Source organism: Methylobacterium sp. WL6 (assembly GCF_008040095.1).
In the GTDB taxonomy this organism is placed as follows: domain Bacteria; phylum Pseudomonadota; class Alphaproteobacteria; order Rhizobiales; family Beijerinckiaceae; genus Methylobacterium.
This window is the reverse complement of sequence record NZ_VRVH01000204.1, coordinates 1-8312: the sequence shown is the minus strand read 5'-3', so window position 1 is coordinate 8312 and position 8312 is coordinate 1. Positions and strand designations below refer to the sequence as shown.

Here is an 8312-nt window from a genome sequence, read left to right as displayed (position 1 = left end):
CATCGGGAACACGTAGTCCCGCACGAATTCCTCGCGCAGGTCCTCGATGAAGATGTTCTCCGGCTTGATCCCGAGCAGCTCCGCCTTGCGGCGGGCCGGCTCCAGCTCCTCGCCCTGCCCATCGCCGCGAACACCCGAAGGTCCGCATGTCCGAGCCCGACAAGAAGCCCGTGAAAAAGGTGGTGCTGGCTTATTCCGGCGGCCTCGACACCTCGATCATCCTGAAATGGCTGCAGACGACCTACGGCTGCGAGGTGATCACCTTCACCGCCGATCTCGGGCAGGGCGAGGAGCTGGAGCCGGCCCGCCGCAAGGCGGAGCTGCTCGGGATCAAGCCGGAGAACATCTTCATCGAGGACCTGCGCGAGGAATTCGTGCGGGACTACGTGTTCCCGATGTTCCGCGCCAACGCGGTCTACGAGGGCGTCTACCTGCTCGGCACCTCGATCGCCCGGCCGCTGATCGCCAAGAAGCAGATCGAGATCGCCGAGCGCCTCGGCGCCGACGCGGTCTGCCACGGCGCCACCGGCAAGGGCAACGACCAGGTCCGGTTCGAGCTCGGCTACTACGCCCTGAAGCCCGACGTGACGGTCATCGCCCCCTGGCGCGAATGGGACCTGAAGAGCCGCGAGCAGCTGATCGCCTTCGCGGAAGCGCATCAGATCCCGATCGCCAAGGACAAGCGCGGCGAGAGCCCGTTCTCGGTGGACGCCAACCTCCTGCACGCCTCCTCCGAGGGCAAGGTGCTGGAGGACCCGGCCGACGAGGTGCCGGACTACGTCTTCTCGCGCACGCTCTCGCCCGAGGAGGCGCCCGACACGCCGACGATCATCACCGTCGGCTTCGAGAAGGGCGACGCGGTCTCCATCGACGGCGAGGCGCTGTCCCCGGCCTCGCTCCTGGCCAGGCTCAACCAGCTCGGCCACGACAACGGCATCGGCCGGCTCGACCTCGTCGAGAACCGCTTCGTCGGCATGAAGAGCCGCGGCATGTACGAGACGCCCGGCGGCACCATCCTGCTGCCGGCCCACCGCGCGATCGAGTCGATCACGCTGGACCGGGGCGCGGCGCACCTGAAGGACCAGATCATGCCGCAATACGCGGAGCTGATCTACAACGGCTTCTGGTTCTCGCCCGAGCGCGAGATGCTGCAGGCGCTGATCGACAAGAGCCAGGAGAAGGTCACCGGCGAGGTCCGGCTGAAGCTCTACAAGGGCGGCGTCCACGTCATCGGCCGGACGAGCCCGCACTCGCTCTACGACCAGGACCTCGTCACCTTCGAGGAAGGCGCCGTCGCCTACGACCACCGCGACGCGGCGGGCTTCATCAAGCTCAACGCGCTGCGGCTGCGGACCCTGGCGCAGCGCAAGAAGCGGGACGCTTGAGGGCCTGCACCCTCCCCCGCGAAGGGGGAGGGAAGCCGCCGGGCGACCGCGGCCTAGGCGTAGTCGCCCGGCGCGATGTCGGCGTAGCGCAGGAAGATCTGCAGCGCCGGCTGGATCTCGTGGTGCAGGGCGGAATCCGGCACCGGCGTCGCGCCGTAGGGCGCCTCCGCGTCGACGCAGGGCACGTCCAGCGCATCGCTCCAGCGCACGGCGAGGTGCGGGATCAGCGCGAGGTGCTCGGCGGTGACGTCGAAGGTGATGTGCTCCGGCGTGGCGCCGTCCGCGTCGCGGAACACGTCGCCGGCCCGGCCCGGATCGAGCTTGGCCAGGGGGTTGTGGTACTGGTAGCGCCCGGGCTTGAGCACCGCGTGGCGGACGAAGGCGGCGAACGCCGCGCCAACCGCCCGGTGCTCCGCGTCGGCCCCCTCGTCGTCGCCGGTGACGTTGGCGATGTCGTCGTCCCGCGCGGTCGAGCCGTAGGGCGCGTCCGGGTGGATCATTGGCGCGCCCGCCCCGTCGGCGTTCCAGCCGACGACGAGGCGGCGGATCAGGGCGATCCGCTCCAGGGTGATCTCTGTGGTGCCGGTCTCGGCCATGGCGCTCGTTCTCGTTCGGATCACGCTCCCTAACCGCATCGGGCCGGCCTGCGAACCGGGGATCTGAAAAAACTCATCCCCTCAGGCAGCCCATCAGGCTCTCGACCTGCCCCATCCGGCCCTGGATGCGCTCGGCCTGCGCCCGCACCCCGCGCGAGGGCCGCCCGGCGCTGCGCCGGATCGGGTTCGGCAGGGTCGCGGCGAGCAGGGCCGCCTCGCCGCGGGTGAGGTCGCGGGCGTTCTTGCCGAACCAGTACCGGGCGGCGGCCTGCGCGCCGTAGACGCCGTCGCCCCACTCGGCGACGTTGAGGTAGATCTCCATCATCCGCCGCTTGCCCCAGAGCGCGTCGAGGAGAAACGCGAGCGGGATCTCCAGCGCCTTGCGGAGGTAGGACCGGCCGGGCCAGAGGAAGACGTTCTTCACCGTCTGCATCGCGATCGTCGAGGCGCCGCGGCTCGGGCCGTCCTCGTCGTCGACCACGTCGCGCAGGGCCCCGACGTCGACCCCGTTGTCGAGGCAGAAGCGCTGGTCCTCGGAGGCGACCACCGCCTGGACCAGCGCCGGCGCGATCGCCGATAGCGGCACCGCCTCGCGAGCCACCGGCTGCAGCGTCAACCATCGCCCGAGCATCAGGGTTGAGGGCGGCGTCACCGCGCTATAGAGCAGCGCCAGCGCGAGCATGAGGACGATCCCGACCGCCGGGACGAGCAGGATGCGCCCGACGAGCTTCCGGACCCGCCGCGACGGTGGCGGCAGCTGCGGGCGCCCCAGCGACCTCAGGTCCCGCGCCTCGGTACTCTGCGCGTCGTGACCCGGCGCCGCTTTGCTATCGTCCGCCCGCACCGTGTCGCGTCCCACTCCCGCCAAGGCCCGTTCCCGATGACCTCAACGCAGGCTCACCCCGCTCCGGTCAAGTCGCAAGCCGCCGGCGACGGGTTTTCCCACAAGCTCGCCCGCGTGGCCGACACGGTGGAGACCTTCCTGGTCGAGCGCCTCGGCCCCGAGGTCGGCCCCGGCGAGATCGCGCGCCCGCCCCGCCTGATGGAGGCGATGCGCCATGCGGTGCTCGGCGGCGGCAAGCGCCTGCGCCCGTTCCTCGCGGTCGAGACCGCGCGCATGCTCGGCGGCTCCGAGGCCGGCGCGCTCGCGGCCGGCGCCGGCGTCGAGCTGGTGCACTGCTACTCGCTCGTCCACGACGACATGCCGGCGATGGACGACGACGACATGCGCCGCGGCAAGCCGACCGTGCACAAGGCCTACGACGAGGCCACCGCGATCCTCGTCGGCGACGCGCTGCAGACCCTGGCCTTCGAGATCGTGGCCGACCCGACCTGGCAGCCCGACCCGTCGATCCGTGCCGACCTCGTGCTCGGCCTCGCCCGCGCCTCGGGCTTGGGCGGCATGGTCGGCGGCCAGCTGCTTGACCTGACGGCGGAAGGCCGCTTCGGCCCGGTCTCCCTCGACGTGGACGACACGCTGCGGATGCAGGCGATGAAGACCGGCGCCATCCTCGCCTTCTCGGTCGAGGCCGGCGCGATGGTCGGCGGCGCCACCCGGGACGAGCGCGCCGCGCTGCTGCGCTACGGCCTCGCGCTGGGCCAGGCCTTCCAGATCGCGGACGACATCCTCGACCGCGAGGCCTCGCCGGAGGCGATGGGCAAGGCCACCGGCAAGGACAAGGACGCCGGCAAGGCGACCCTCGTCGACCGCCTCGGCCTCGACGGCGCCCGGGCCGAGTGCGACCGGCTGGTCGGCGTCTGCGAGGAGGCGGTGGTTCGCTGGGGCGACCGGGCGCGGACCCTGTGCGAGGCGGCCCGGTTCACGGTGGCGCGGAAGGTGTGACGTTTCCAAAGCGGTCGAATCAGGGCGCGCGTTTCGCGCCGGTTCGATCGGATCGTCCCACCCACGCCCTCATCCTGAGGTGCCCGCGTGAGCGGGCCTCGAAGGAGTTCTCCAGCACCCTCGCGATCTCTGGAGCGTTCCCTCGAGGCCTCCGCTTCGCTCCATCGCCTCAGGATGCGGAAGTGGGGTGGGACAGTCGAAGATCGGTAAGGCCGGTCGAAGTGAGTCGTTACGGCTCTCAATGACCCATCGATAAGAGGCGAACTCCATGACCACCTACAAGCTCCTGCTCCTGCCCGGCGACGGGATCGGCCCCGAGGTGATGGCCGGCGTCGAGACAGTGCTGACGGCGCTGGCCGAGACCGGGCTCGCCACCTTCGAGACCGAGACCGACCTCGTCGGCGGCTCGGCCATCGACGCCCACGGCAAGCCGCTCTCGGATGCGACGCTGGCCAAGGCCGACGCGGCGGACGCGATCCTGCTCGGGGCCGTCGGCGGGCCGAAGTGGAACGGCGTGGCCTACGAGATCCGCCCCGAGGCCGGCCTGCTGCGGCTGCGCAAGGACCTCGGCCTGTTCGCGAACCTGCGCCCGGCGATCTGCTACCCGGCGCTGGCCGACGCCTCGGCGCTCAAGCGCGAGCTGGTCGAGGGCCTCGACATCATGATCGTGCGCGAGCTCACCGGCGGCGTCTACTTCGGCGAGCCGAAGGAGATCACCACCCTGCCCGACGGCTCGAAGCGGGCCGTGGACACGCAGGTCTACACCACCGCCGAGATCGAGCGGATCGCGCACGTCGCCTTCGATCTCGCGGGCAAGCGCTCCGGCCGCGTCGCCTCCGCCGAGAAGCACAACGTGATGAAGTCCGGCGTGCTGTGGAAGGAGGTCGTCACCGAGGTGCACGCCCGCCACTACGCGGGAATCGCGCTGGAGCACGTGCTCGCCGACAACTGCGCGATGCAGCTGGTGCGGCGCCCGAAGCAGTTCGACGTGCTGGTGACGGACAACCTGTTCGGCGACGTGCTCTCCGACGTCGCCGCCATGCTCACCGGCTCGCTCGGGATGCTGCCCTCGGCCTCCCTCGGCGCGGTCGACGCGCGCGGGACCCGGAAGGCGCTCTACGAGCCGGTGCACGGCTCGGCGCCCGACATCGCCGGCCAGGACAAGGCCAACCCGATCGCGATGATCGGCTCGCTCGCCATGTGCCTGCGCTACTCGTTCGGCCTCGGCGAGGCGGCCGACCTCGTCGACGCCGCGATCACCGCGGCGCTGGCCGGCGGCGCGCGCACGGCCGACATCGCGAGCGACGGCGACCCGGTGCTCGGCACCCGCGCGATGGCCGAGCTGATCGCGTCCGAGCTGCGCGTCCGCGCGGCCTGAGCGGCGGGACGCCACGCATGAAAAAGGGCGCGCAGCCCGTGCTGCGCGCCCCGATCGACGAGGTCCGTGTCGGCTTAGTACGGGTTGCCGTAGCGCGCGACGTAGGAGGTCGGATCGATCGCGTCGATCGCCGAGAAGTCGACGTTGCGGATCGCGCTCGACCGGGCGCCGATGAACGGGCCGTTGGTGATCGGGTCGGGCAGGATGCCGCCGCCGTAGCCGTCGTTGCGGCCGTAGACGGGGTTGAGCTGGTTCGACTGCGCGATCAGGACCGGGTTGGTGGCCGGGTTGCTCACTGAGCCGTTGCCCGGCTCGACGACGTTGCCGGCATCGAGCCAGCTGCGCGGGCGGATGCGGATCGGCAGCGGACGGCTGACGCGGTAGCCCGGGGCGTAACCGTCCTGGGCCTGGACCGGCGCGGTGAAGCCGAGGCCGGTGACGGCGAGGGCGCCCAGCAGGGCGATCTTGATCGAGCGCATGACGCACCTTGTTTGAATGCGGGGTCGGGTATGGCGCCGAGAGATTAAGAATCCGGTGCCTGTTGCGGGGTAGACGCCCGAGCGTGGCCGCGGTTCCGGAAAAACGGCTCAGCTTGCGTGTTTTGCCGCATTGTCGCCCCAATCGCGCAAAGGGGCTAACCGCCCCGATCACGCGAAGGGCTCGCTCAAGGATGCTGCGGTTTCCGCGCGGGCGGCGTGCGGCGCGGCACGATCGAGCCGGTGCGGCCTTCCGGCTCCCCGGACGACAGAGCCCGGATCGGGTCGCAGGCGGCGTCGCGGCGGCCCTCCGCGTCGGCGAAGACCGCGCTCGTGGCCGGGTCGGCGCGCGCGTCGAGGGTGAGCGCGTCGAGGGTGCAGGCGAGCGTGCGCGGCTCGGGCGGCTGCCCGAGGGGCGCACAGAGCCAGCCGTCGATCCGCGTCGGCTGGGCCTCCAGGGTGACGAAGCCGGTGCAGATCCGGCGCCCCGCGCCCGACAGCGTCGCCTCCAGCGTCTCGACCGCACCGAATTTCGTGGCGATCCGCCCGCGCTGGCCGGTCCGGATCACCGAGAGGTTCGGGCCCTCCGCCGCCCGCCGGGCCAGGGTCACGAACAGGCCGGGCTGCGGCTCGGGGGCGTCCCGCGTCAGGGTGAGGCGCAGATGCGTCTCCTCGATTGCCGCGAAGTCGCCGCGGCCCAGCGTCTGCTCCTGCCGGCCGTGCCGCGGTTCGATCCGGGCGGCCTCGCCCGCCAGGTCGAGGCGCAGGCGCCCGGCCGTCTCGGCAGAGACGGCGGGCCGTGGCGCGAGCGTCATGGCCGGCACGAAGGCGATCCCGAGATCGGTGGTCGTGACGGAGGCCGGCGCCGGCTCGGGCGGACGCGTCCGGGCCGTCTCGCGGGACAGCACGCTCAGCGCGCCGATCGTCAGCACGGCGCCGACCGCTCGGCCGGCGAAGGCGACGAGCCGCCACCGCCGCGGCGCGGCCGCCGCGGGCGCGAGGCCGGGGAACGTCTCGTCTGTGGCCATCGGATGCGGTCGCGCCTCGGGAAAGCACCTGCATCCTCCGCCCGGATCGCCTCCCCGGTGGTTTCGATCCGCCGCCCGAGGCCGGCTTTCTCGGCACGCGGTGAATCGAACCTTGCCGCGGGGATGCATGACGAAGCGCGGGAGGCATGACGCCGCCTCCCTTGACAGGCGAGCGACCCCGGCGCCTTGCTCCCGCCTTCCGCAGGTCCCACCTTGCGACGTCGCGGGGCCGGCGGGTCATGGCCCGACGCGGGCGGCGGATGCCGGGATCGCGCGCGGCAAGCGGAGTCTGATCGAGATGGGTTACAAGGTCGCCATCGTCGGCGCCACGGGGAACGTGGGCCGCGAGATGCTGGACATCCTCGCCGAGCGGGCCTTCCCCGCCGACGAGGTCGTGGCTCTGGCTTCGCGCCGCAGCCAGGGCCAGGAAGTCTCCTTCGGCGACAAGATCCTCAAGGTCAAAGCCCTCGACACCTACGACTTCTCCGACACCGACATCTGCCTGATGTCGGCCGGCGGCGAGACCTCCAAGGAGTGGTCGCCCCGCATCGGCGCGCAGGGCTGCGTGGTGATCGATAACTCGTCGGCGTTCCGCTACGAGTCGGACGTGCCGCTGATCGTGCCCGAGGTGAACGCCGACGCGGTGGTCGGCTTCTCCAAGCGCAACATCATCGCCAACCCGAACTGCTCGACGGCGCAGCTCGTGGTCGCCCTGAAGCCGCTGCACGAGGCGGCGACGATCAAGCGCGTGGTGATCTCGACCTACCAGTCGGTCTCCGGCGCCGGCAAGGACGCGATGGACGAGCTGTTCAACCAGACCCGCGCCGTGTTCACGGCCGGCGAGGTGAAGCAGGAGAAGTTCACCAAGCGCATCGCCTTCAACGTCATCCCGCACATCGACGTGTTCATGGAGGACGGCTACACCAAGGAAGAGTGGAAGCTGGTCGCCGAGACCAAGAAGATGCTCGACCCCAAGATCAAGCTCACGGCCACCGCCGTGCGTGTGCCGGTGTTCATCGGCCACGCGGAGGCCGTCAACGTCGAGTTCGAGCGACCGATCTCCGCCGAGGAGGCGACCGCGATCCTGCGCTCGGCGCCCGGCATCCTGGTGATCGATAAGCGCGAGAACGGCGGCTACATGACCCCGCACGAGGCGGCGGGCGAGGACGCCACCTACATCTCCCGCATCCGCGAGGACGCGACGGTGGAGAACGGCCTGAACTTCTGGTGCGTCTCGGACAACCTGCGCAAGGGCGCCGCCCTGAACACGGTCCAGATCGCCGAGCTCCTGATCAACCGCAAGCTGATCGGGCGGGACAGGAAGGCGGCCTGAACGTCGTCCGACGATCGGGATCCATGATTGATCGAGGCGCCGTCCCGCTGGTCGGGCGGCGCCTTTTCATTTTGCAGATCAGGCTGCCGAGCGATGAATCTCGATCTTGGACCGCACCTGCTCCTCGTCGCTCTCGCATCGACCAGCCCGGCGATCGCGAACGACGATCTGATGAAGCATCTGGCGAACCCGGCCGAGCAGGTGCTGCAGACGGTCGACTACGCCAACACGCGCTATTCGAAGCTCGACCAGATCAACGCGGGCAACGTCAAG

General features: G+C 70.7%; 9 protein-coding genes. 5 read left to right on the top strand and 4 right to left on the bottom strand.

Annotated elements, in window-relative coordinates:
- Positions 1–146 precede the first annotated feature (146 nt).
- Positions 147–1385: an argininosuccinate synthase gene (locus tag FV230_RS20625; protein ID WP_147843721.1), complete on the top strand. Its 1239-nt coding sequence runs from the start codon at positions 147–149 to the stop codon at positions 1383–1385.
- 53 nt (positions 1386–1438) lie between these two features.
- Here the strand turns inward: FV230_RS20625 and FV230_RS20620 are convergent, their stop codons facing one another.
- Both FV230_RS20620 and mtgA read right to left on the bottom strand, forming a co-directional pair.
- Entirely contained in the window at positions 1439–1981 is a 543-nt protein-coding gene (locus FV230_RS20620) for a hypothetical protein (RefSeq protein WP_147729301.1), read from the bottom strand.
- Positions 1982–2054: 73 nt separating this feature from the next.
- Positions 2055–2762, bottom strand: a complete 708-nt coding sequence (gene mtgA, locus FV230_RS20615; RefSeq protein ID WP_246694940.1) for a monofunctional biosynthetic peptidoglycan transglycosylase — start codon at positions 2760–2762, stop codon at positions 2055–2057.
- 99 nt (positions 2763–2861) lie between these two features.
- Here mtgA and FV230_RS20610 point away from each other — a divergent pair, with 99 nt between their 5' ends.
- Together FV230_RS20610 and leuB are read left to right on the top strand one after the other, a co-directional pair.
- Entirely contained in the window at positions 2862–3824 is a 963-nt protein-coding gene (locus FV230_RS20610) for a polyprenyl synthetase family protein (protein ID WP_147843719.1), read from the top strand.
- Between the two features lie 268 nt (positions 3825–4092).
- Positions 4093–5202: a 3-isopropylmalate dehydrogenase gene (gene leuB / locus FV230_RS20605; protein WP_147843718.1), complete on the top strand. Its 1110-nt coding sequence runs from the start codon at positions 4093–4095 to the stop codon at positions 5200–5202.
- 74 nt (positions 5203–5276) lie between these two features.
- Here the strand turns inward: leuB and FV230_RS20600 are convergent, their stop codons facing one another.
- Together FV230_RS20600 and FV230_RS20595 are read right to left on the bottom strand one after the other, a co-directional pair.
- Positions 5277–5681: a hypothetical protein gene (locus FV230_RS20600; protein WP_147729876.1), complete on the bottom strand. Its 405-nt coding sequence runs from the start codon at positions 5679–5681 to the stop codon at positions 5277–5279.
- Between the two features lie 185 nt (positions 5682–5866).
- On the bottom strand, positions 5867–6706 hold the full coding sequence (locus FV230_RS20595; protein ID WP_147843717.1) for a hypothetical protein: 840 nt from the start codon (positions 6704–6706) through the stop codon (positions 5867–5869).
- Between the two features lie 298 nt (positions 6707–7004).
- Between FV230_RS20595 and FV230_RS20590 the strand changes: the two genes are divergently transcribed.
- Entirely contained in the window at positions 7005–8039 is a 1035-nt protein-coding gene (locus FV230_RS20590) for an aspartate-semialdehyde dehydrogenase (protein WP_147729787.1), read from the top strand.
- Between the two features lie 93 nt (positions 8040–8132).
- Positions 8133–8312 (top strand): hypothetical protein (locus FV230_RS20585; protein ID WP_147729788.1); only part of this gene is annotated, 180 nt, incomplete at its 3' end.